We start from the raw sequence: 22,302 nt of genomic DNA on the forward strand, positions 1-22,302 counted from the left end.
TCAGGCGCGCGCCTTGACGTTGGTGAGCACGGTGTCGGCCACTCCGCGCCCGAGCTGGCAGGCGTCCTTGCCGGCTTGGACCGCCGAGTCACCGATGCTCAGCGAGACCGAGTAGGCGAGGTCGTCCGCGACACCGACGACCACCACACAGGCCCGGTTGTCCGTCGTTCCCTCGTCCACGTAGCCGATCGCCGGGTAACCCTGGATCGGCTCCAGGTCGTCCACCCAGCGTTTCGCCTTGGGTTTCACGTTCTTGTAGGGGAGGCTCAGTCCCTGCCCGGACTTGGTGTCGTAGCCGACCAGGATCCCGGCGGACGACCCCGAGGCGCTGGCCCAGTCGCAGGTGGGGCCCAACTCGGTGTCGCTCGCCTTCGGGGCTTTCGTTTGCCCGAGGTAGCCCGTGAGTTGCTCTGCCGTCAGAGCCGAATCGCAGGGACTGCCGGCCAGTGCAGCCGCTGGGAGGGGCTTGTCGACTTTTGGCGCGCCGCTGTTCGGCAAGTCCGCGTTGCTGGTCGAGTCGGTGGTGATCGTCGCAGGGCTCGCCGTGCCGTTCGTCGGGCTCTTTCCGGTGCACGACGTCAACAAAGTCGCGCCTATGACTACGGCAGTGGCGGCCAGGAGAACTTGACGGCTCATTCGAGCGACCCCTTGATCGTCTTGGTCGAGTCTGCTGCTTGCTGATCCGCGGCTGTGGTGATTCCGAGGGCCTGCTGCAATCTGTTGATCAATTCGGTGAGGTAGTTGAACTGGTAATGCAGATGACCCTCGTAGTACGAACCCGCTTCGTTGACCCCGTTCGGCCCGTTCACCGCCGCCTGGCTGACCGGCTCTTCCGCCGGGGGGCTCGCCATCATCAAGTACCGCGCCGCCCGCAACTGCTCGGCGAGGGCGTCCCGTTGGGTCTTTGCCTTTTCGAGCATTGCCCGCATATCGGCCGAGCTCATCGCGAACCCCTGCCCGCCGGCCGGCGGCGGTCCCGAACTCGGCATGTCCGTCGCCCAGAAGCCGATCCCGCTGAAGATCGAGCCCGTCATCGTCCTCCCCCTAACCCGTTCAGGGTCGCGTACAGCACCTCGGTCAGCGCACCCCAGGTCCCCGGCTGGAAGCTGACCATCCGCTCGCGCCCCGGGTACACGTAGGTCAGCACGCGCCCGGCCCCGGCCACGTCCACCGCGGTGATCGGCGCGCTGCGCGATCCCCGATTCACGGCGTAGCACTGGTGCAGCCCCGTCCGCGGAGACGCCATCAGCCGGCGCGCCCACGGCAGCGGGTCACGGCCTCGGTCCGAGGTCTGGTCCTCCAGGTCGTACGACTCCTCCACCGCCCGGCCCGAGAACCGCGCCTCCGGGATCGACACCGCGTCGATGCGGGCGGGCGGCACCGGCGGCAGCACGTCCACCAGCGACTCCGCGAGCCGCGGCGGTTCGACGACGTCGATCCGGACCGTGTCGTCCTTCCGGATCAGCCGGAGCGCGTCCGGCCCGGAGGCGGACACGAGCACCGCGCCCGACTCGTCCGCTTCGATGTCGCCCAGCCACGCCGTGAACTGGTGGGTGCCCCGCGCCAAGACGCGCAGGACGTCGCGGAATTCCCGCGTCAACGTGCCGCCCGCCGCGAGGCGGAGTGACGTCAACACGTCGAGGACGTCCGCGTCGAGGCGCTTGCGGGTTTCGTCGCCGAGCCAGAGGTTGTCCGCGCCGAGGACCGCCGGGGGTGGGCCGTGGCGCTCCCACTCCCACGCGGTGAGCAGCGCGGCTTTGGGCAGGAAGATCACAGCCCGATCACCGGGGGCACGGTCCGCTCGTCGGACCCGCCGAAGATGCTCTCCGGATCCGCTTCCACCAGGTACGACGCGCGCTGGTGCTCCGCGTCCTCCTCGCCCTTGCCACCCTTGGCGCCCTGGCCCATGCCGCCCATCCCCGGCGAGCCCGGTTTGCCCGCAGCGCCGCCGCGGAGCCCGCCGGCCGCGCCCGGACGGCCTTCGCCCGGCAGGCCGGATCCGGTGGCCGAACCCGGACCGCGGGCACCCGAGCCCGGGCCGCCGCCCGGCCCGGTGCCGCCGCTCGCGCCGGACGACGAGCCCGGCCCGAACCCGCCGCCACCAGGGCCGAAGCCCGGCCCGAAGCCGGGACCGAACCCGCCGCCGGGACCCGAACCGGGGCCGAACCCGCCCGGACCGGTTCCCGGCGGCTGGTAGTCCGGTGGGAACTGCGTGGACGGCGGTACGTAACTCTGCGCGCGAACGCTGTCGTCCAGGCCGGACGAGCCCGGTGGCGTGACGTGCCCCGGTGGCGTCACCTGCCCCGGAGGCGTCACCTGCCCGGGTGGCGGCGTGACCGGCGGGTGGACCGCCGGCGGCGGCTGGACCTGGGCGCCGATCGACCGATCGTCGTCGCCACCGCCCGACGTCCGCTTGCGTGGCGGCGGCTCGACCGGCTTCTTCGGGTCCTGCACCGTGAAGTCGCCACCGGTGTACTCGCGGAGCTGGCCGTAGTCGATCGTGCGGGCCGCGGTGTTCGAGCTGGACTGCTGCGAATACGCGTTGTACCGCTCGACGTTCTCCTGGGCCTTCCGGTTGTACTGGTTGATCTTGTCTTCGGTGTCGGTGTCCCACGGCGTCGCGACGTCCCAGGCGCTGCGCGTCGGCGGCTGGTCCGTGACGTCCGGGTGCAGCGAGTTCTTCATCTGGTGGAACTGGTCGATCTGCGCCTGGGCCAGCGTCGAGTTGCGGTCCAGGGTCGTGGATGCCGAAGTCGCCGACGCCGTCAACGGCTGGAGCCGCTCCCGCGCCGCGTCCGACGCGCCGCCCGTCCACGCGGATTCGAGACCGGACGTCAGTTCCCGCGTGCCCTGCTCGAGCTGACGCTGGTACGTCGACTGGTCGACACCGGCCTGGTGGACCTTCTGCAGCGACTCGGTGCCGGGTCCGCGCATCACGGCCTGGACCAGCTGGCCGGGCGAAAGGCCCGAAGCCTGCGGGTTCGCCGCCCCGGTCCCGGTCTGCGAGCCGAGGTACGCGCCCGCGATCGCCCCCGGCACCCCGCCCGCGAGCAGGCCGACGCCCGCGCCGGTCAAGACGTTTCCGAGCCGCTCACCACCCGACTGGACGGCGTGCGCGATTTCCGACCCGGCGTGCTTGGCAGCGTCGAGCATGTCACCGAACAACCCCACCGAACCGCGCTCCCCTCGCGTTCGATTTCCCCTCTTGCGTCACGGACGATACCGCACCGGTCACCCACCGTGGGAAGAACCGACCAGGTCAGGGGATCGCACCTGCCACCGCGCGGCACCGTCCTCGGTCCAGAAGAACCCGAAGGTCGCGATCCGGCCGACGAGGTACCAGACCAGCAAGCCACCGGGAACGACGCCACCCCGGCGAGCAGCCCACCCGGCCTCGGCTCGGCACCCAGCCACCGCCGCGCGAGCCGTTGCCGGGCCCGCGCGGACACCGGGTTGACCGCCCGGGCGGGTGGGGAAAACCGGAAGTCCGCCGAATCTGTCGGACCCGTGTGCCACACTCGGTCGCCGTACGGTCACTGACGTGAACGGGGAGGTTCGCGTGTCGAATCCTGAGCAACTGCTGGCGAGCTTCGACGCCAAGATCGCCGAGGTCAAACAGCGGGGCGACCGCATGCAAGCCGAGATGGCGACGGTCTCGGTGGCCGAGCGCAGCCAGGACGGTCAGATCGCGGTCAAGGTCAACCACCTCGGCAACCTCGTCGGCCTGGAGATCGGGCACGCGGTGCGCGAAAAGGCGAACCTCGCCGACGAAATCCTGCGGACCGTCCAGCGCGCCCAGAGCAAGCTGGCGGGTGCCGTGCAGGCCGGGATGCCGTCGATCGCGGGCACCGAGACCATGACCGAGCTGGTCCAGCAGCTCCACCGCGAATTTCCGGAGCCGGAGCCCCAGGGCTTCGTGGACGGTGGCCACGCGGCGCCCGAGAACGACGGTTCGCGCTTCATCGCCGAGGAAGAGCCACCGGCGCCGCCGAAGCCGAAACCGGCGCCGCCGCGCCGCGCGCCCGAGCCCGGCACCGACGACGACTACTTCAGCGACGGCGACTACCTGCGCTGACCAGGGCAACGAGGGAGGGGAACACCGTGAACGACCCGCAGCCGGACGTCCGGATCAAGCCGGAGCAGTTGCTGTCGCACGCGAAGAAGCTCGAACCGTTCGTCGACCGGTTCGCGAAGACGCTGGACGCGGCGGCCCAGGTCGTCGACCCGATGGCGTTCGGCCTCGTCGGCCAGGCCTGCGGACTGGGTGCGCTGTGCGCCGTCGCGCAGACCCTGGGGAGCGACTCCATCGGGCACGCGAAGAACGTGGCCCAGGAGCAGATCGACCGCGTGCGCACGTGGTCGCAGCACGTCGACTGGCGCGAGCAGGACGTCAAGGCGAGCCTGGAAGGCATCCACCTTGACTGAGAACGCGTTGGTGACGGAAGCCAAGAAGAAGGTCGACGAAGGGTCTTCGGCGCTCGAAGGCGCCGGGATGGCGCAGGACTTCTGGGACGTGGCGACGAAAGCCGCCGACGGCGACTGGACGGAAGGCCTGCTCAACCTGGGCTTCGGTGCGGCCGGCGTGATGGACTTCCTCCGGGACCCGATCGCCGGTCTGGCCAGCATGGGGCTCGGCTGGCTGATCGAGCACGTCGAGTTCCTGCGCGCCCCGCTCGACTGGGTGACCGGCAACCAGGAACAGCTCGACGTCATGCAGGAGACGTGGAGCGGCATCAGCGACGAGATCGACGCCGTCGCCAAAGACCTCCTGGAGACCGTGAAGGCCGACAGCGCGGAGTGGCAGGGGCAAGGTGCGGACGCCTACCGCGCGTTCGCCGCTCAGCTCGGCGACATGTACTCCGGCGTCGCCGGTGGCGCGAAAGCCGTCTCCGTCCTGATCGACGTCTGCAAGAGCATCCTGAACGTCGTGCGCAGCGTGCTGCGGGACCTGCTCACCGAGTGCATCGGCAAGCTGATCAGCATCCTCATGCGGTACCCGGGCCCCGCCGCGCCGGCGGGCCTGGCCGGTGAAGGCACGGCCGAGATCGTCAGCTGCGGCACGCGGATGTCGGAGTGGCTGCAGAAGCTCATGCGGGCCTTTCAGAAGGGCATCAGCCAGTTCAACCACCTCAGCGGGCTCTTCCGGACCGTCGGCCAGAAGCTGCTCGCCGCGCTGCAGGACGCGGCTCGCGCGGCGCCGGGCATCTTCAAGGACGGGCTGAAGGAGCTGCCGAAGGCGCTCGGCGAAGAGGCAGGTAAGGAAGCGGGCAAGAAGACGGCGGGCGCCTACGACGAGGCCGACAAGAACTACCGCGAGAACCACTACAACGAGAAGAAGCCGGCGGCCACGGAACCCGTCTTTCAGCAGCAGGGCGGGCAGCGCATCTCCGGGTCGATCTAGCGCCGTGGTGTCGACGACTCCCGGCGGCCCGGAAACGGCCGTGGTGCAGGTGCGGCTGCCGATCCACAACCCGCCGGCCGAACTGAAGACGGCCGTCGGGTGCATGGCGTTCCTCGGTCTCGTGCTCGCGGTCGCGGCGGGCCTGCTGGCGTGGGTACGCAGCGGGGATCCGGTCATGCACCTGGTCTCGCCCGCGCTCGGCCTGCTGGCCCTGCTGTGCTTCTGCGGCAAGCCGATCCTCGGGCGCTACCTCCGCCGCCACGGCGCGCTGGTCACCGCGCGGGTCGAATTCGGTCCCGACGGGTTCCGGCAGCCGCTCGAAGACAAGACGACGCTCGTCCTGCCCTGGAACGACGTCCGGCGGTTCGTCTTCCGCGAAGGGCAGCCGAACGAGCGGGTCGCGCTCGCGGTTTCCCTCGTCGACGACGAGGCCATCCGCAACCTGAACCCCAGCTGCCGGCACAAGTCCGAGGACGGCCTCATCTTGTCGTCGGCGCTGGCCAGGGAAGAAGCCGAAAAGGCGCTGGCGGCGATCGAGCGGTACCGCCCCGGCCTCGCGCGGTGGAACTCCAAGAACGTCCGGCGCGGCGGCTTCGGCGTGCCGAACCCGGTGAAGCGGCTGGTCAAACGCTGGAGCTCGGATCAGGCGCGCACGATCATCCGCGCCGAGCAGGCTTCCGCCGGCCGGTTGGCCATCCTGTGGGCGGCGTGGCTCGCCGTAATCGCGGACTTCGTGGCGCCGGCCTTCTACGACATCCCACCGGGCATCCCGCTGCCGGTCGCGGTGGCGATCTGGGTACTCCTCTACCTGACGCGCTACCGGGGCGACTTCGGCGAATTCGCCCTGACCGCCGGCACGATCACCTGGCGTCCCAAGGAAGGCGACCCGGTCTTGGTACGGCGCGCCGACCTCGCCCGGCTGACGGTCGAGCCCTCGGCGAAGCAGGCCACGCGCCACTACGTTTCGGTCCACGCGACCCTCCGCCGAGGCGAGAACCGGCCGCTGGCAGCGAAGGTTTCGCCGGGCGCAGCCAAGAACGTGCTGCGGCTGGTGACGGTGTGAACGAGAGCGTCGTCGTTTCGCGGACGGAGGGCCGCCCTTGGCTCGTCGCCGGAGCCCGGGTTCCAGTGCCGCCACCGGCAGCGCTCCACCGCCCGTCGAAGGGACTCAAGGCACACATCCGTGAGGTGCTGCCGGGCGGAATCGCTTGGCCGGGATGAGTTCGGTGCCGGTCGGCTTCGAGTCCGTTCCCTGCGTCCGGCGCCCGCGGTGGGGAAAGATCGCCGTCCAGACGATGGTCGCCGAGGCGGATCGGCTTCTACTGGTCCTGCACCGCCGACGTGACGACCGAGAACGGTGCGATCCGGCCGGTGCGGTTCCGCTTGAACGAGCTGACGCCGGACGACATCGGCAAGCCGGTACCGGTGGAGGGAAGCCGGCGTGCCGCCGACAGGCTGGTGGTGTGGTGGGCGATCGCCCCGGGCGTCGTTCTCGTTCTCGGCCTCGGCGCCTGGTCCGTGCTGCACCGGCGCAAGCGATTGCGTCATCGCGTCTCGCCGTGGCAGCCGACCTCCAGGCTCGTGGCGCCGACCTGCGTACTGGCTGCCGGAGCCGGACCGGGCGGTGGGCGCGGGCGCCGGAAGATCGCGCCGGCCGAGTGGTCGGCCCAGCGGTACTGGCGGCTCGCCGGCTCGATCATGGTGGCTGGTGCGGTCTGCGCCGTCGCCGGCGCGTTCGCCGGGGCCGCCGACGCGCGGGAGGTCCTCACCACGCTGGGCTTGCTGGGCCTCGCCGCCCCGCTCTTGCTCTACCCCTTCACGCCTCGGGCCTACCGTTCGAACGAGAACGCCACCGCCGTGATCATTTCGGGCGACGGCATCGGCTGGCGCCGCCGTGGCGAGACGACGTTCGACCTCGATTGGGCCGAAGTGGCCGAGGTCAGGGTGACGACGATCGACCACGACGGCCTCGTCCTGCGGGTGGTCGATCTGTTCCTCGCCGACGGACGGCACGGCGATCTGCGGGGCCTGTGGCAGCTCGGCGCCCAGCTGGGCGAGCACCGTTTGCCGGGTGAGAAGGGGGCGTACCGGCTGCCGGAGGCGTTCAGCGACGCCGCCGCCCGGCAGGTCCGGGAGGCGATGCTCGCGTACCGGCCGGACCGGTACCGCGAGTTCGCGGCGGGCCTCGAAGGGGCGCCGCCGACGCCGATCACTCGGGGGGCTACGTGATCGGCGCCGGCGACCCGATGCCCTGTCCGGCTCGCGCCGGTCGGGGCAACGTCACCACCACGTCGAGCGTGATGACGCACCTGGAGAGCGGGACCGGTCCGTGAAGTGACGGCCGGGGGACGGACATCCCCCGATCGAGTGACGGGCATCCGCTGCTCGCATGATTGTCGCACTCAGCCCCGGATAAGTTACAAAAACCTTCACTTTCCTCTTGCCCGCCGGTCCTGACCTGGACCGGACCGGGTTTCTGGCACAGTTCGGGGATGAACTCCGACGTGCTCGTTGTGGGATCCGCCAACGCCGACCTCGTCGTCGCGGTGGATCGGCGGCCGGGTGGTGGGGAGACCGTGCTGGGTGGGGACACCGTGCTCTCGCCGGGCGGCAAAGGCGCCAACACGGCGGTCGCGGCCGGCCGGCTCGGAGCGGACGTCGCGCTGCTCGGTGCCGTCGGCGACGACACCTACGGCCGGTTGCTGCTCGACTCGCTGCGCGCCGCCGGCGTCGACACCGGGCTCGTGCGCACCAGCGACCGGCCGACCGGGATCGCCTACATCACCGTCACCCCGGACGGCGAGAACTCGATCCTCGTCTCCCCCGGCGCCAACTCGAGCCTCGAACCCGATGACGTCGACGCCGTCTTCGACGGGGTGGAGGTCGTGGTCCTCTCGCTCGAGGTGCCGCTGCCGACCGTCGAGCACGCCGTCGCGCGCGCCGCCGAACACGGCGTCAAGGTGCTGCTGAACCTCTCGCCCGCGGCGAAGCTCTCGTCCGCGACGCTGGCCAAGCTCGACGTCCTGCTGGTCAACGAGCACGAAGCCGCGTGGCTGACCGGGCCGGGCGCCGACTTCACCAAGCTGCTCGGCCTCGGACCGCGGGCCGCCGTCGTCACGCTCGGGGCGGCCGGAGCGGTTGTCGTCGAGGCCGGCGGGGTCACCGAAGTCGCGTCGCCGGCGGTCGAGGCCGTCGACACCACCGGTGCCGGGGACGCCTTCGCGGGCGCACTCGCCGCGTCCCTCGCCGACGGCGCCGACCTGGTCACCGCGGCCCGGCGCGCGGTGCGGGTCGCCGCGTTCAGCGTGACGCGGCCCGGTGCGCAGCCGTCCTACCCGACCGGCGCGGACCTGGCGGAATGATCGCGCCGTCGCGCGTGTTGCCCGTCACATGGGCGACTCTTTCGGTTCGGCCTGGTGGCGCGGCTACGCCGCTCAGCTGAGGGCGATCGCCGAGGCCAGACGGCCCGACCACCTCGCGATCATGCCGCTCGAGGAGACCCTCAAGGCGCTCGGCAAGCAGACCGAGCTCGACGAAGGCGTCTACGACGTGCCGCTGGAGGGCGTCGTCGGCACGGTCGCCCGCGCCGGGGACTTCGACCGCGAGTTCCGGCCGCGCAACCGGGCCCTGCGCGACCGCTGGGAGCACCTGACGCGGACGTCGGCGGACCTGCCGCCGGTGCGGCTCGTGCGGCTGTCCGACATGTTCTTCGTCGAGGACGGCCACCACCGCGTGGCCATCGCCCGCGCCCGCGGCGCCCGGGCCATCCGCGCGCGGGTCCGCTGGATCAGCACGGTCGCCTGCGCGCTGCGCTGCCTGACGCTCGCCGACCTGCCGTCGAAGACCGCCGAGCGGATGTTCCTCGAGCGCGTGCCGCTGCCCGACGACGTCCGCCTCGGGCTGTGGCTCGACGACCCGGCCGACTGGTTCCGGCTCGCCGACTCGGCCGAGGCCTGGGGATTCCGCCGTATGCTGGCCGGACGGCCGGTCCACAGCCGCGGCGAACTGGCTGAAGCCTGGTGGCGCGAGGAGGTCGGGCCGGTGCTCGAACAGGTCAAGCAACGTGGTTTGTGCCCGCCACCACGAGATATCCAGACGTATCTGAGCTATGGTCTAGACCATGTCTGACTCTCTGTCCGGGGTCGCCGTCAGCCCCGGCCGTGCCAGTGGTCCCGTCGTCCGCGTCGCGGAGCCGCTCGGCGAACCCGCCGCCACCCCGGCCCCGGCCGATCCGGCCGCCGAAGCCGCCCGGATCGCCCCCGCCGCCGCGATCGTCGCCGGCCGCCTGGAGAAACAGGCCGAGACCGCGACCGGCGAAGCGGCGACGATCCTGATCACGACCGCCGCGATGGCCGCCGACCCGGCGCTCGCTTCGCAGGCAGAACAGCTGGTCAAGACGCAGAGCCTGCCCGCCGCGCGCGCCGTCTACCAGGCCGCCGAGGGCTTCGCCGAAGCGCTCGCCGCGGCCGGCGGGTACATGGCCGAGCGCGTCCGCGACGTCCGCGACGTGCGTGACCGCCTGATCGCCGAGCTGCTCGGCATCGCGCCCCCCGGCGTGCCCGAGCTGACGTCGCCGACCGTGCTGGTCGCCCGCGACCTCGCCCCGGCCGACACCGCGGGCCTCGACCCGGCGAAGGTCCTCGCCCTGGTCACCGAAGAGGGCGGCCCGACCAGCCACACCGCGATCCTGGCGCGCGCGCTCGGCATCCCGGCCGTCGTCGCGGTGCGCGGGCTGCTGGCGCTGGACGCGCAAGCGCTTGCGGTCGACGGCGACACGGGCGTCGTCGAGGTCGCGGACCCGTCGGCGCCGGTCGTCACGGCGACGGTGGCCCGGCTCGCCGACTGGAACGGTACGGGCGCGACGGCCGACGGCCACCGCGTGAAGGTCTACGGCAACGTCGGCTCCCCGGCCGACGCCCAGGCCGCGGCGGACGCGGGCGCCGAGGGCGTCGGCCTGTTCCGCACCGAGTTCTGTTACCTGGACGCCTCCGACGAGCCGTCGGTCGCCGATCAGCGCGCGGCGTACACGGCGGTGCTCACGCCGTTCCGCGGCAAACCGGTCATCGTCCGCACGCTGGACGCGGGCGCCGACAAGCCGCTGGCCTTCCTCTCCCCGGAGGTGGAGCCCAACCCGGCGCTCGGCGTCCGCGGGCTGCGCGTGGCGTTCGACCGCCCCGAGGTGCTCGACCGCCAGCTCGAAGCGATCGCGGGCGCGGCCGAGGATTCGGGCGCCGAGGTCTCGGTGATGGCCCCGATGGTCGCGACGGTCGAGGAAGCGGCCTGGTTCGCCGACCGCGTCCGCGCGGCGGGCATCCCCCGGGCGGGCGTGATGATCGAGATCCCGGCGGCCGCGCTGAGCGCCCGCGAGATCCTCGAAGCGGTCGACTTCGTCTCGGTCGGCACGAACGACCTGGCCCAGTACACGTTCGCGGCGGACCGCCAGCTCGGCGCGGTCGCGAAGCTCAACGACCCCTGGCAGCCGGCCCTCCTGCGCCTGCTGAAGCTGATCGGCGACGCGGCGAAGGCCACGGGCAAGCCGGCGGGCGTCTGCGGCGAGGCGGCGGCGGACCCGCGCCTGGCCCTGGTCCTGGCCGGGCTGGGCCTGACCAGCTTGTCGATGAACGCGCCGGCGGTCCGCACGGTCGGCGCCGGCCTGGCCGCCACGACGCTCGCGGAGTGCGAAGGCTTGGCGAAGGCAGCGCTGGCGACCTCGGACCCGGCGGCGGCACGCGCGGCCGCTCGCCCCTGATCGACGGGGAGCGGGCGGCCGAGGTTGGGCGCCGCCCCCCAACTTTCAGTCTATCGGTCATCACCGACCGTTCCGACCTGTGCGAACCTGGCCGCACGGGGTTGTCCACATTGTTCGAGGGGTGTGGACAACCCCGGCCTCGCGAAAAACCTCCCCGGGGTCTGTCGATCCCGGTCCTTCCCGCTCGACGAACTGGTGCAAGCACCCCAGCCGAGTCGGGAGGACCCTCACATGACCGCCATCATCTCCGCTCCGGTTGCCGAAGTCAGGGCCGGGCGCCGGGCGTGGGTCGGGCTGGCCGTGCTGGCCCTGCCAGCTCTGCTCGTTTCGCTCGACGTCTTCGTCCTGGTCCTCGCGCTGCCGAAGCTCGCCGTCAGTCTGCACGCCGATGGGACCGAACAGCTCTGGATCATGGACACCTACGGCTTCATGGTCGCCGGGTTCATGGTCACCATGGGGACGCTCGGGGACCGGATCGGCCGGCGGAAACTCCTGCTCATCGGGGCCGCCGCCTTCGGGGTCGCCTCCGTCGTCGCCGCCTTCTCCACCAGCGCCGCCATGCTCATCGTCGCGCGGGGGGCGCTCGGGATCGCCGGGGCGACGCTCGCTCCCTCCACCCTCTCGCTGATCGGGGCCATGTTCGAGAACCCGCGACAGCGTGCCGAAGCGATCGGGATCTGGGCCGGGTGCTTCACCGTCGGGGCGATCATCGGGCCGGTCGTCGGCGGGTTCATGCTCGAGCACTTCTGGTGGGGTTCGGTCTTCCTGCTCGGCGTCCCCGCGATGGTCCTCCTGCTGGTCATCGGCCCGAAGCTGCTGCCCGAGTACCGCGACGAAACCGCCGGGCGGCTCGACCTGCCCAGTGTCGGGCTCTCGCTCGCCGCCATCCTGCCCGCCGTCTACGGCGTCAAGGAGCTCGCTCGCGACGGCGTCCATCTCACACCCGTGCTCGCGCTGGTGATCGGCGGACTCGTCGGGTACGTCTTCGTGAAGCGGCAGCGGACGCTCGCAGAGCCGCTGATCGACTTCAGCCTCTTCGCCGCGAAGGCGTTCCGGACCGCGCTCGGCGGGATGCTGCTGTTCAGCATGCTCGGGGGGACCACGATGCTGTTCGTCGCGCAGTTCTTCCAGGTCGCGCAGCAGCTCTCGCCGGTCGGGGCCGCCCTCGGGCTGCTGGCGGGGATGGCCGCCTCGACCGTCAGCTTCCTCGCCGCTCCCGTGCTCGTTCGCCGCGTCGAGCCGCGGGTGCTGATCGCCGGTGGGGTCGCGCTCGCCGCGGCCGGGATGGCGATCCTCGCGTTCGTCGAGCCGGCCGGTGGACCCGCGTGGCCCGCGCTCGGGTTCGCCGTGACGTCGCTGGGGGTCGGGCCGATGGTCGCGCTGGGGACCGATCTCGTCGTCGGGTCGGTTCCGGTGCGCAAGGCCGGGGCCGCCTCCGCGCTCGCGCAGACCGTCAACGAGTTCGGGTACTCGCTCGGGCTCGCGACCGTCGGGACGCTGGGCAGCGCCGTCGTCCGGGCGTACGGGTTCGCCAGCGGGCTGCACGTCGTCGCCGGGCTCGCCGCCGTCGCGTTCGCCGTGCTCGTGCGGTTCGTCCTGAAGAACCTGCGGACCGCCTGAGCCGAACACGAAGGCCTCCCCGCCCGATGCCTGGGCGGGGAGGCCTCCTTGACGCCGGGGGCAGAGGGACCCCGGCTAGCCGAAGAGCCCGCGCCGCGGGTGGCGGATGACCAGCGAACCGCCGTGGACGCGGCCGCTCAGCACGTAGCGCGGGTTGCCCATCCGGCCGTTGCTGCGCGTCTTGTCCTCCATCGCGCCGAACTTGACGTCGCTGATCGCGTTGAGGTCGACCGCGGCGTGCTCCGGGATGATGATCTCGACCGAACCCCACTTGGCGTCCAGCTCGATGTGCACCACCGGCGACTGCACCTGGGCCTCGGTGAAGTCCAGCTTCGTCGACCCGTACTTGTTGCGGACGACCAGCTCGGGCGGCACCACCCACGGCCCGCCGCGGTGCAGCGAGGAGTACTTGGCGTTGAGCTCGAACCGGCGGCCCGGCGCGTAGCCCACCGGCGGCGGCGCGTACGCCGGAGCGGCGGTGACGGCCGCGTTCGGGTGGTACAGCCCGGCGAGGTCGGCCAGCACGGCGTTCAGCTCGCCGCGCGTCCTCGACGCCAGCGCGCGGTCGGTCCGCTCGGTGAACTCGTCGAGGTCGATCATGCCGCGGCCGATCGCCTTCTGGAGCACGCCGACGACGTGTTCGCGCTCGTCGTCGGACACCCGGAGGTCGCGCTCGCTCAACGGCTTGGTTTCGGTGGCCCGGTCGGCCGCCGCGTTCTCTTCCTCGCCCATGGTCACGATGGTAGAACCGGATCCCACCAGGCAGATCGGGGGAAAACCCTGAACGGACCCGTAGTTCGCGGTGCCGCTCTCGGGGCGGCGCTGGTCCTGCTGTCCGGGTGCACCGGCGAAACCACCCCGCCGCCGCCGGCCACGACGACCGCACCGCCCCCGACGACGGCGTCGCTGCCGGAAGGCCTCACCGGCGTCCGGGCGACCGGCGGGATCGGGGTCACGGCGTTGCTCCCCACCACCGGCCCGACCCTGTTCGACGCCGACCGCGGCGCCGCCGCCACGCCACCCGGCTACCCCGGTGGTGACACCGGCCTGAGCGTCGTCCGGGTCGGGACGGGCGCCGTCCTGACGACCTTCCCGCCCGACACCCACAGCATCGAGCCGTTCGAAATCCTCGGCTACACCGGCCCGTCGACGCCGCCGCGCTCGCTCGGCCGCGCCTGGTCGGTCGCGCCGGACGCCGCCGGCCAGGGCGTCTGGCTGATCCGGCAGGACGCGCCCGACAACTGCCGGCTGCAGCACGTGCCCCTCGCCGGCGGCGAGCCCGACCGCGGCCAGCCCGCCAGCTGCCGCACCCGGGTCCGCGCCGAAACCGCGCACGGCCTGCTGATCACCATCAACTCCGGCGCCGCCGAGTCGACCGACGCGCTGATCGACCCGGCCACCGGCCGCACGGTCGAGCAGGCCCCGCGCATCCTCGCCGTCGCCGGCGACCGGATGCTGCTCGACGGCCTCACCGACCTCACCCTCGTCGACCTGCGCGACCGCGGCCGCAAGCGGCTCAGCCGTCCGTCGATCGGCGGCCAGCCGACCGTGGTCGCATCGCGCGACGGCGCCTGGATCGCGGCCGACTTCGCCAACGCCGCCTACCGCGGCACCAGCACCCAGCTCCGGGACGTCTGGCTGCTCCGCCCGGACACGCTGACCTGGGAACACGCCCCGGGCATGCCGTACGTGACCGAGCACCTCAAGCGCAACGGCGGCCTCGACTGGACCGCGAACGACGACCTCGTGCTCGCCGACGGCGTCATCGGGGCCTGGCACCCGGGCGAGCCGCGGTGGCGCCTCGGCTCGGCCACCCTGCCGGCCGGCGACTGGTCGGGCCTCGCCGTCCTCCCGTGAGGGTCACTCCCCGTCGAGGCCGTGCTCGATCGCGTAGCGGGCCAGCTCGACGCGGTTGTGCAGCTGCAGCTTCCGCAGCGTCGACTGGACGTGGTTCTCCACCGTGCGGTGCGACAGCACCAGCCGCTCGGCGATCTGCCGCGCGGTCAGCCCCTTCGCGACCAGCCGCAGGACGTCGGTTTCGCGCTCGGTCAGCCGGGGCGGCTCGGCGCCGCCGGCCGGCGCGTCCGCCATCCGCCGGTACTCGCCGAGCACCAGCCCGGCCAGTCCCGCGGTGAACACCGGGTCGCCCGCCGCGGTCCGGTGCACGGCGTCCACCAGCTCCGCCGACGACGCCGACTTGACCAGGTAGCCGGACGCGCCGGCCTTCACCGCCTCCAGGACGTCCTTGTGCTCCCCGCTCGCCGACAGCACCAGCACCTTCGTCGACGGCAGCGCCGCGGTGATCTCGCGGGTGGCGTCCACGCCCGAGGTGGTGCCCAGGTTGAGGTCCATCAGCACGACGTCCGGCAGGACGGTCCGCGCGATGCGCAGCGCCGCGTCGGCGTCCGGCGCGGTCGCCTTCACGTCGAAGCCGTGCTCGGTCAGGTCGCGGGCCACCCCGTCGCGCCAGATCGGGTGGTCGTCGACCACCATGACCGAAATCCGCGCCTCGCTCATTGCGCACCCCTCGTGCTCGGCACCCTGACCTCCCACTCCGTGCCCCGGCCGGGCCCGGTGTCGAGGGTCGCGCTCCCCCCGAGATCGCGGACCCGCCCCCGGATGGATTCCACCACGCCGAGGTGCCCGTCCGCTGCCGCTCGCTCGAGAACGCCGTCCGGAATGCCCGGTCCGTCGTCGCGGACGCTCACCACGACTTCGCCGCCCAGGTCCTCCAGCAGCACCCACGCGTGCGCGCCCGGCCCGGCGTGCTTCTCGACGTTCGCCAGCGCTTCGCGGGTGACGGCGGCGAGCTCTTCGGTGACGTGGGCCGGCAGTTCGACGTCGTCGGCCGGGGTCGAGACCTGCACCGACGACGTCGCGAGCAGCTGCAGGGCCGCGCGCAGGCTCAGCGTTCCGCTGTCGTTCGGCGTCAGCGGCTCGGTCGTCACCAGCGACCGCAGCGCGATCTCCTGCTCGCCGGCCAGCCGCGCGAGCTCCGCCGCTTCGCCGCCGACCTCGTTGCCGCGTTTGCGGACCCGGGCGAGCACCTGCAGCACGCTGTCGTGGATCGACCGGGCCAGCCGCTCCCGCTCGGCCGTCGCGGCTTCCTTGCGCAGCGCCTGCTCCAGCCGCGCCGCGGACCGGCGGCCCATCGTCGCGGCCATCCCGACCAGCAGACCGGCGGCGGCGAGCAGGACGCCGTCACGGGCGACGTCGAGGTCGAACTTCTCCCGCGCCAGCCCGGTCGCCACGCCGACGACCAGCCCGGCCAGCACGCCACCGCTCGCACCGAAGCGCGCGCCGGCGGCGACCGGGGGCACGGCCGCCCAGACCGTGGTGATGAGCGGGACGTTCAGCGCGAACTGCGCGTCGCTGAGCACCCACGGCGAGGTCAGCAGCAACGCCGTCGTGAACGCCAGGTCGACGACGACCAGCGCCGGCGGCCGCGTCCGCTCGCGCAAGTAGAGGAAGCTGGTGACGACCGACCAGGCGGCCATCGCGCCGACGATCGCCCACGCCAGCCATTCGCGCTGGTAGTGACCGCTTTGGACGATCACGGTGCCGCAGGCGAACGCCCAGGTGAGCCAGCGGAACGCGAGCACGCCCCGCCACATCGGCGTGATCGGGTCCGGTGACCGCCGGGTGGTCACGGCTTGTCGTCGCGCTTCGGCGGCTCCGCCGTCGAAGCGTCGGCTTCCTCCTCGGCGACCGTCGCGATTTCGGCCTTCGGGCCCCCGGGTTCGGCGTCGTTCGGCTGCGCGGCCTGGTCCTTGAGGACGTCCACCTCGGCCGGGTCGGGGTTGGTCTCGTGCAGCAGCGACCGGACGCCGGCGTTGAGCACCGCCAGCAGCGGCACGGCGAGCAGCGCGCCGGCGATCCCGCCCGCGACCAGGCCGGCGGTGATGGCCAGGACGACGGCGAGCGGGTGCAGTTTCACCGCCCGCCCGAGCAGCAGCGGCTGCAGGATGTGGCTCTCCAGCTGCATCACGCCGATCACGATGGCCAGCACGATCACCGCACCGATGACCCCGTTCGTCACCAGGGCGATCAGCACCGCGACACCACCGGCGATGACGGCGCCGATGATGGGGATGAACGCGCCGATGAAGACCAGTGTCGCCAGCGGGATCACCAGCGGCACGCCCACGATCCACAGGCCGACCCCGATGCCGACCGCGTCGACCACGGCGACCGCGGCCGTCGCCCGCACGTAGCTGACCAGCGACGCGAACCCGCGGCGCCCGGCGACGTCGACGCGGTTGCGGACCCGCCGCGGCGCGGCGCGGACCAGGAACGTCCAGATGCCTTCGCCACCGCTGAGGAAGAAGATCGTGATGAACAGCGTCAGCAGGAAGCCGGTGAGGATCTCGCCGACGGTGCTCGCCGTCGTCAGCGCGGTCGTCGTGATGGACGCCTGGTTGTTCTGGATGAAGCCGATCGCCTGGTTGATGAAGTCCTGGATCTGCTCCTGACGCAGGTGCGGCGGGCCGTTGAGCAGCCACTCCTTGATCTGGTTGAGGCTGTCGTTGAGCTGCTTCTGCAGCTGGGGCAGGCCGGAGGAGAACTGCGTGATGACGAACGTCAGCAGGCCGCCCAGCACCGCCAGCCCGGCGACCAGCACGATCGCCGTCGCCAGCCCGCGCGGGAACTTCACCGCGACCAGCTTCTGCACCGCCGGCGCCAGCAGCGCGGACAGCAGCAGGGCGATGGACAGCGGGATGATCACGACCGAGAGGTAGCCGATCACCCACACCACGGCGTACAGCGCGGCGATCACCACGATGAACCGCCACGCCAACGCCGCGCTGATGCGCAGGCCCCGGGGGATCAGCCCGGTGATGTCCTCGTGCTCCGGCAGGAACGGGTCTTCGCGTCGCGCGTGGCTCACCGGCTCACCGTACTGGCAACACCGCCCGATTCGGCCGCTTTCCGACAGCCGAGTCCGACACGCGGACCGGCCAGCCGTGATCACCCGCCGTGAAAGCCGATCGCACGCTGTGTTCTTCACACGATGGGGGCATCAAGTCGTGTCGAGGGTGCGGGCGGCGTCGCGGATTTGGTTAGGTCGCTCCCGTAACGGCACATCGCCGGACACCCACCGAACTCTTGGAGACGCACCAGTGGCCGACCACGCGACGAACGAGGGGCAGGGCGCCAAGCGCGCCGGCCGCTTCTTGTCGCGTGCGCTGCTGGTGCTCGGCGGGGCCGTGGCCGGCACCGCCGCCGCCTGGCTCGTCTCGGGTGCGGCCGCTTCCGCGGACACCGTCGACGTGGCCCCCGCCCCGATCGCCGCGGCCGCCACCGGCAGCATCGGCGACGTGAACAGCGGTGCCTCCGAAGCGGCGACCGACGTCTCCGCGTCGAGCTGCCAGCAGGACGCCACGTCGTGGAGCGAGCCGTGCGCCCGCACCCTCGGCCACGAGGTCTCCGACCGCGTCAGCGACTCGGTTTCGGACCTCGCCGAGGACGCCGTTGTGAGCCCGGCGTCCCGCACGCTCGGCGCGGTCGAGCACATCGTCCGCGAGCCGCAGGACACCCGCGAGGTCCTCGAGCAGACCTTCACCCCCGAGCCGGGGCACGACGTGCTGCAGCTGCTCGACCCGGTCGGCCACGGCGACCTGATCCCGCTCCCGGGGCACGCCCCGGTCGAGCCGGAGCCGGTCACCACGGGCCTCGGCCAGACCACGGACACGGTCGCCGTCTCGACCGTCCAGCTCCCCGCCGCGTTGCGAGCCCCGCTCGCGATGCCGACGGGTTTCCAGCACGAAGACGGCACCGGTGCCGCGGGCGAGTCCCGCGATTCGCACCGTGACCTGCCGTCGCCGCTGGCCCCGGTGCAGCTTCCGGTCGCACCGTCCGTCCCCACCGCCCCGGGTGGCAGCACTGCCCCCGGTGGTCACCTCGACGGCCTCAACTTCGGCGTCCCCTTCTGGACGACCGAAGCCGTCGACTCCGCCGTCGCGGCCATGAGCCGCGCCGGCCTGCGCACCGCGATGCGCACCCCGGGCGAGCAGCCCGGTGTCACTCCTGACTGAACACCTCCTGCACGGGTAGCTGACGCGCCCAAGTCCGTCCTCAGCTGACGGCGCCCGCGTCCGCGACACCCGTGATCCGGCGGTGCGCTTTTTCGCGCCCGCAAGAAGTTCCTTCCCCCTCGGGTGCGGCTCGGACTCCATTTCGAATTCGACGAGCGCACCCCCACAAGCCCGCAAGGGAACCCGAAATAAAGGAGAAAAACCCCATGCAGACGTGGGCAAAGCGCGGACTCCAGACCGCACTTGTCACGGGTGGGTTGCTGATGCTGGGTACCGGCATCGCCTCGGCCGACGAGAACGTCAACCCGGACGCCCCGGCGTCCCCGCTCGACCTCAACGTGACGGTCCCCATCCAGGAGGCCAACAACGCGGTCGGGACCCCCTTCGGCCAGCTGGACCTGCCCGCCGGGCAGACGGAGCTGAGCGCCAAGCCGGTCACCAACGCGGCGAACGAAGCGGCGAAGCAGCTCGACGAAGCGAGCCCGATCAGCCAGAGCACCCTCGGCGGTGTCACCAAGGCCGACGGTGCGGGCGCCTTCACCCCGAGCCACAACAACCTCAAGGGCAACAAGGTCACGGGCGACGTCGTCGTCCCGATCCAGATCGTGGACAACGCGGTCGGCGTGCTCGGTGACGCGACCGTGCAGGGTGGCGACCACACCCAGACCTGGGACCACAACCAGGACATCGCGACGACCGGCAAGGACTCGAGCCTCGCGGGCAACGCGGTCGCCCTCGACTGGGCGCTCCCCGTCCAGATCGCCGGCAACGGCGGCGGCGTCGCCGGCGGCACCGGCCGCGTGACCGGTGGGTCGGCCAACCAGAGCGCCACCGAGACCGGGGACGTCGACACCAACGGCGACGGCTCCTCCCTCTCCGGCAACATCGTCGCCGGCCAGTTCGCCACCCCGGTGCAGGTGACCGGCAACGCCGCGTCGTACCTGCTCGGCAACGGCCAGAGCCACGGCTACTCGGCCGACACGGTCGCCACCTCCGGCGGCTCGCTGTTCAGCTCGGGCGACCAGGCCAGCGGTTCCGGCAACGTGGTCGGCGCGCCGATCGCCCTGCCGGTCAAGTTCAACTGCAACTCGGGTGCCGTGTGGGGCTCGCTGTCGAACTCCGACGGCTGCAACACCTCCGCCGACGCCACGGCCGGTGACACGCGCGAGGGCAGCCTCGGCATCCCGACCTACCTCGAGACGAGCGGCAACGACTCGTTCCTGTCCGGCAACGGCGGGGCGGCCTCGCTCTCCCCGATCGCGAACGTCGCGGGTGTCGCGGGCTCGTGGATCGGCAACGCCTCGGCGGGCATCCCCGACACCGGCAGCTCCTCCAGCACGGTCGACTCGGGCGGCTTCGTCAAGACCGCCGGTGACAACGCGAGCGGCTCGGGCAACGTCCTGAACCCGTCGGTCGCGCTGCCGGTCGAGGCCTTCGGCATCGGTGGCACCTACATCGGCCAGGCCAACGCCGCGCACGACAACACCACCGACGCCAACGCGGGCAACGGCAGCTACACCCGGGGCAACGACTCCGTGCTGGGCGGCAACATCGTCAACACCCAGGCCGCGGGCGCGCCCGAGGTCTTCGGCATCGGCGGCAGCCACATCGGCAACGCGACCGGCACGGCGACCGAGGACAAGACGGTCACCGCCGGGGCGTACGACGGCACGCAGGGCAACGACTCGTCCGGCTCGGGCAACGTCGTCCAGGTGCCGGTCGGCCTCCCCGCCGAGGTCTTCGGCGTCGGCGGCTCCTTCATCGGCCAGGGCTCCGGCTCGGCCGAGGAGACCAAGGTCGTCTCCGGTGGCGGCGGTGGCTCCACCCACGACGACAACGGCTTCCTGAGCTCCAACCTGGGCACCGTGCCGGCTTCGCTGCCGGTGCAGGTCGCCAACATCGGCGGCGCGTTCGTCGGCCAGGGCCACGGCAAGGGCTCGACCGACACGACGTCCAACGCGGGCGGCGACGTCACGGCGAACGGCCCCGCGGGCGCCGGCGCCGGCAACATCATCGAGGCCCCGGTCTCGCTCCCGGTGCTGGCCGCCGGCAGCGGTGCCGCCCTCGCGGGCATCGGCACCGGTGAGAACGACAACATCACCGACTCCTCGGCGGGCGGCGACGCCCTCACCGACGGGCAGGACGGCGCGCTCACCGGCAACATCGTCAAGGCACCGATCGCCGGTGTGGCGCAGGTCTTCAGCGACGGCGTCGCGGGTGCCGCGCTGGGCCACGGCCTGGGCACCAACGACACCACGTCGGTGGCCGGCGGCGACGCCACCACCAACGGTGACGGTGGCTCGGTGGCCGGCAACATCGTCGGCGCGGACGCGCTGCCGGTGGCGCAGGTCTTCGGGGACGCGGTCAGCGCCGCGGGTGTCGCGAGCGGCACCGGCGTCAGCATGACCTCGGTCGAGAACGCGGGCGACGACACCACCTCCGGTGTCGAAGGCGCGATCTCGGGCAACATCCTCGACCTGCCGGTGACCGCGATCGCGCAGCTGTTCGGCGACGCGGTGACCGTGGGCGGCGTCGCGCACGCCGTCGGCGACAACACGCTGACCACGGAGAACGGCGGCGAGCCGACCACCGAGGGTGACGGGTCCAGCCTGTCGGGGTACAACTTCTACCACGACATCGTGGCGCCGGTGCAGATCTTCGGGGTGCCCCTGGAGCTGCTCGGCGTGGCCACCGCCGACGCGACCGACATGACGAGCATCGACGGGGAAGCCACGGACGCGGCCGACGCGATCGCGAACCCGGTCGAGGGTTCGGAGCTGGGTGCCGGCGAGCTGCCCTCGCTGACCTCGCTCGCCAGCGGCCTGCCGACGGCCGGGCTGCCCACCGCGGGCCTGCCCGCGCTGCCGACGGCCGTCCCGGCGCAGCGCGCCGACGTGCCGGTGAGCTCCCCGATGGCCGGGCTGCCCCACCTGCCCACCGCGGGTGGCCTGCCGGGTCTGAACGGGCTCTCGGGCCTGGGCGGTTCCCTGGCCGGCGGCGCCCAGCGCGCCGACCTGCCGACCGGTGGCCTGCCGGTGCACATCCCGGTCCTGAGCGGCGGCCTGCTGCCGGCGCTCCCGGCGCTGGGTGGCACCGAGCGTGCCGACCTGCCGACCGGTGGCCTGCCCGTCGCGGTGCCGGCCCTGCCGGCCCTCGGTGGCGTCCCGGCCCTGCCGGTCGCGCTGCCGGTGACCCCGGCCCTGCCGGCCACCCCGGCGCTGCCGGTCGCGCTGCCCGCCGCCCCGGCCCTGCCGGTGAACGCGAAGCTGCCGGTGCTGGACAGCGCGGCCCCGGCCGCGCAGGTCCCGGCCATGTCGGGCCTCGACTCGACCGGCTTCCTCGCGAAGCTGCTGGGTCTGGTCAAGCGCAAGTAGTCCGGTACTGCCGGGCGGGTTCAGCCAGAGCCCGCCCGGCCGCTGACCCCGCTGTCACGGGTTGGCGTTCCACCGCGCCGCGAGGGTGACCTCGCACGGAACGCCCCCGGCCCGCGATCGCGG

General features: G+C 72.3%; 21 protein-coding genes. 13 read left to right on the top strand and 8 right to left on the bottom strand.

The window, feature by feature from the left end:
• On the bottom strand, positions 1 to 528 hold the full coding sequence (locus ACLJQM_RS35190; RefSeq protein WP_410634826.1) for a DUF3558 domain-containing protein: 528 nt from the start codon (positions 526 to 528) through the stop codon (positions 1 to 3).
• On the opposite strand from ACLJQM_RS35190, the gene ACLJQM_RS35195 reads away from it, so the two are divergent.
• Complete coding sequence (locus tag ACLJQM_RS35195; RefSeq protein ID WP_410634838.1) at positions 467 to 628, top strand: hypothetical protein; 162 nt, start codon at positions 467 to 469, stop codon at positions 626 to 628. The genes ACLJQM_RS35190 and ACLJQM_RS35195 overlap by 62 nt on opposite strands.
• 4 nt (positions 629 to 632) lie before the next feature.
• Here the strand turns inward: ACLJQM_RS35195 and ACLJQM_RS35200 are convergent, their stop codons facing one another.
• From ACLJQM_RS35200 to ACLJQM_RS35210, 3 genes are read right to left on the bottom strand one after another with little or no spacing between them, the layout of a single operon-like run.
• Positions 633 to 1,034 (bottom strand): hypothetical protein, encoded by a 402-nt coding sequence (locus ACLJQM_RS35200; RefSeq protein ID WP_410634672.1) that lies wholly within the window; start codon positions 1,032 to 1,034, stop codon positions 633 to 635.
• A complete protein-coding gene (locus tag ACLJQM_RS35205; protein WP_410634673.1) occupies positions 1,031 to 1,774 on the bottom strand; it encodes an ESX secretion-associated protein EspG in 744 nt (247 codons plus the stop codon). Before ACLJQM_RS35205 ends, ACLJQM_RS35200 begins: the two co-directional genes overlap by 4 nt.
• Entirely contained in the window at positions 1,771 to 3,171 is a 1,401-nt protein-coding gene (locus tag ACLJQM_RS35210; RefSeq protein ID WP_410634674.1) for a hypothetical protein, read from the bottom strand. Before ACLJQM_RS35210 ends, ACLJQM_RS35205 begins: the two co-directional genes overlap by 4 nt.
• Before the next feature lie 388 nt (positions 3,172 to 3,559).
• Here ACLJQM_RS35210 and ACLJQM_RS35215 point away from each other — a divergent pair, with 388 nt between their 5' ends.
• The 9 genes from ACLJQM_RS35215 (at position 3,560) to ACLJQM_RS35255 (ending at position 12,770) form a co-directional block, all read left to right on the top strand.
• The gene (locus ACLJQM_RS35215; protein ID WP_410634676.1) at positions 3,560 to 4,075 is read left to right on the top strand and encodes a YbaB/EbfC family nucleoid-associated protein; all 516 of its coding nucleotides are present in this window, start codon (positions 3,560 to 3,562) and stop codon (positions 4,073 to 4,075) included.
• A gap of 26 nt (positions 4,076 to 4,101) precedes the next feature.
• Positions 4,102 to 4,425 (top strand): hypothetical protein, encoded by a 324-nt coding sequence (locus ACLJQM_RS35220; protein WP_360778093.1) that lies wholly within the window; start codon positions 4,102 to 4,104, stop codon positions 4,423 to 4,425.
• A 10-nt stretch (positions 4,426 to 4,435) separates the two neighbouring features.
• A complete protein-coding gene (locus tag ACLJQM_RS35225; protein WP_410634677.1) occupies positions 4,436 to 5,401 on the top strand; it encodes a WXG100 family type VII secretion target in 966 nt (321 codons plus the stop codon).
• 7 nt (positions 5,402 to 5,408) lie between these two features.
• Entirely contained in the window at positions 5,409 to 6,464 is a 1,056-nt protein-coding gene (locus tag ACLJQM_RS35230) for a hypothetical protein (protein ID WP_410634679.1), read from the top strand.
• A gap of 278 nt (positions 6,465 to 6,742) precedes the next feature.
• On the top strand, positions 6,743 to 7,630 hold the full coding sequence (locus ACLJQM_RS35235; protein WP_410634680.1) for a hypothetical protein: 888 nt from the start codon (positions 6,743 to 6,745) through the stop codon (positions 7,628 to 7,630).
• Between the two features lie 263 nt (positions 7,631 to 7,893).
• Complete coding sequence (locus ACLJQM_RS35240) at positions 7,894 to 8,763, top strand: ribokinase (RefSeq protein WP_410634681.1); 870 nt, start codon at positions 7,894 to 7,896, stop codon at positions 8,761 to 8,763.
• Between the two features lie 28 nt (positions 8,764 to 8,791).
• Complete coding sequence (locus tag ACLJQM_RS35245; RefSeq protein WP_360778083.1) at positions 8,792 to 9,529, top strand: hypothetical protein; 738 nt, start codon at positions 8,792 to 8,794, stop codon at positions 9,527 to 9,529.
• On the top strand, positions 9,522 to 11,150 hold the full coding sequence (ptsP, locus tag ACLJQM_RS35250) for a phosphoenolpyruvate--protein phosphotransferase (RefSeq protein ID WP_410634682.1): 1,629 nt from the start codon (positions 9,522 to 9,524) through the stop codon (positions 11,148 to 11,150). The genes ACLJQM_RS35245 and ptsP overlap by 8 nt, the downstream gene beginning before the upstream one ends.
• Before the next feature lie 231 nt (positions 11,151 to 11,381).
• The gene (locus tag ACLJQM_RS35255) at positions 11,382 to 12,770 is read left to right on the top strand and encodes an MFS transporter (protein WP_410634683.1); all 1,389 of its coding nucleotides are present in this window, start codon (positions 11,382 to 11,384) and stop codon (positions 12,768 to 12,770) included.
• Between the two features lie 75 nt (positions 12,771 to 12,845).
• On the opposite strand, the gene ACLJQM_RS35260 is transcribed toward ACLJQM_RS35255, so the two are convergent.
• On the bottom strand, positions 12,846 to 13,502 hold the full coding sequence (locus ACLJQM_RS35260; protein ID WP_247016376.1) for a DUF1707 domain-containing protein: 657 nt from the start codon (positions 13,500 to 13,502) through the stop codon (positions 12,846 to 12,848).
• A gap of 228 nt (positions 13,503 to 13,730) precedes the next feature.
• On the opposite strand from ACLJQM_RS35260, the gene ACLJQM_RS35265 reads away from it, so the two are divergent.
• On the top strand, positions 13,731 to 14,627 hold the full coding sequence (locus ACLJQM_RS35265) for a hypothetical protein (RefSeq protein WP_410634684.1): 897 nt from the start codon (positions 13,731 to 13,733) through the stop codon (positions 14,625 to 14,627).
• Positions 14,628 to 14,630: 3 nt separating this feature from the next.
• Here ACLJQM_RS35265 and ACLJQM_RS35270 read toward each other — a convergent pair whose 3' ends face one another.
• Genes ACLJQM_RS35270 through ACLJQM_RS35280 form a run of 3 tightly spaced genes read right to left on the bottom strand, consistent with a single transcriptional unit; the run spans position 14,631 to position 17,658 of the window.
• A complete protein-coding gene (locus ACLJQM_RS35270; protein WP_247016381.1) occupies positions 14,631 to 15,287 on the bottom strand; it encodes a response regulator in 657 nt (218 codons plus the stop codon).
• The gene (gene macS / locus ACLJQM_RS35275) at positions 15,284 to 16,420 is read right to left on the bottom strand and encodes a MacS family sensor histidine kinase (RefSeq protein ID WP_247016383.1); all 1,137 of its coding nucleotides are present in this window, start codon (positions 16,418 to 16,420) and stop codon (positions 15,284 to 15,286) included. Before macS ends, ACLJQM_RS35270 begins: the two co-directional genes overlap by 4 nt.
• Positions 16,417 to 17,658, bottom strand: coding sequence for an AI-2E family transporter (locus ACLJQM_RS35280; RefSeq protein ID WP_360778072.1), 1,242 nt, complete (start codon positions 17,656 to 17,658; stop codon positions 16,417 to 16,419). The genes macS and ACLJQM_RS35280 overlap by 4 nt, the downstream gene beginning before the upstream one ends.
• A 232-nt stretch (positions 17,659 to 17,890) precedes the next feature.
• On the opposite strand from ACLJQM_RS35280, the gene ACLJQM_RS35285 reads away from it, so the two are divergent.
• On the top strand, positions 17,891 to 18,805 hold the full coding sequence (locus tag ACLJQM_RS35285; protein ID WP_410634685.1) for a hypothetical protein: 915 nt from the start codon (positions 17,891 to 17,893) through the stop codon (positions 18,803 to 18,805).
• A 206-nt stretch (positions 18,806 to 19,011) separates the two neighbouring features.
• The gene (locus ACLJQM_RS35290) at positions 19,012 to 22,179 is read left to right on the top strand and encodes a PE-PGRS family protein (RefSeq protein ID WP_410634686.1); all 3,168 of its coding nucleotides are present in this window, start codon (positions 19,012 to 19,014) and stop codon (positions 22,177 to 22,179) included.
• The last annotated feature ends 123 nt before the right edge of the window (positions 22,180 to 22,302 follow it).

It is taken from the genome of Amycolatopsis sp. cmx-4-83, from assembly GCF_046548815.1.
GTDB lineage: Bacteria > Actinomycetota > Actinomycetes > Mycobacteriales > Pseudonocardiaceae > Amycolatopsis > Amycolatopsis pretoriensis_A.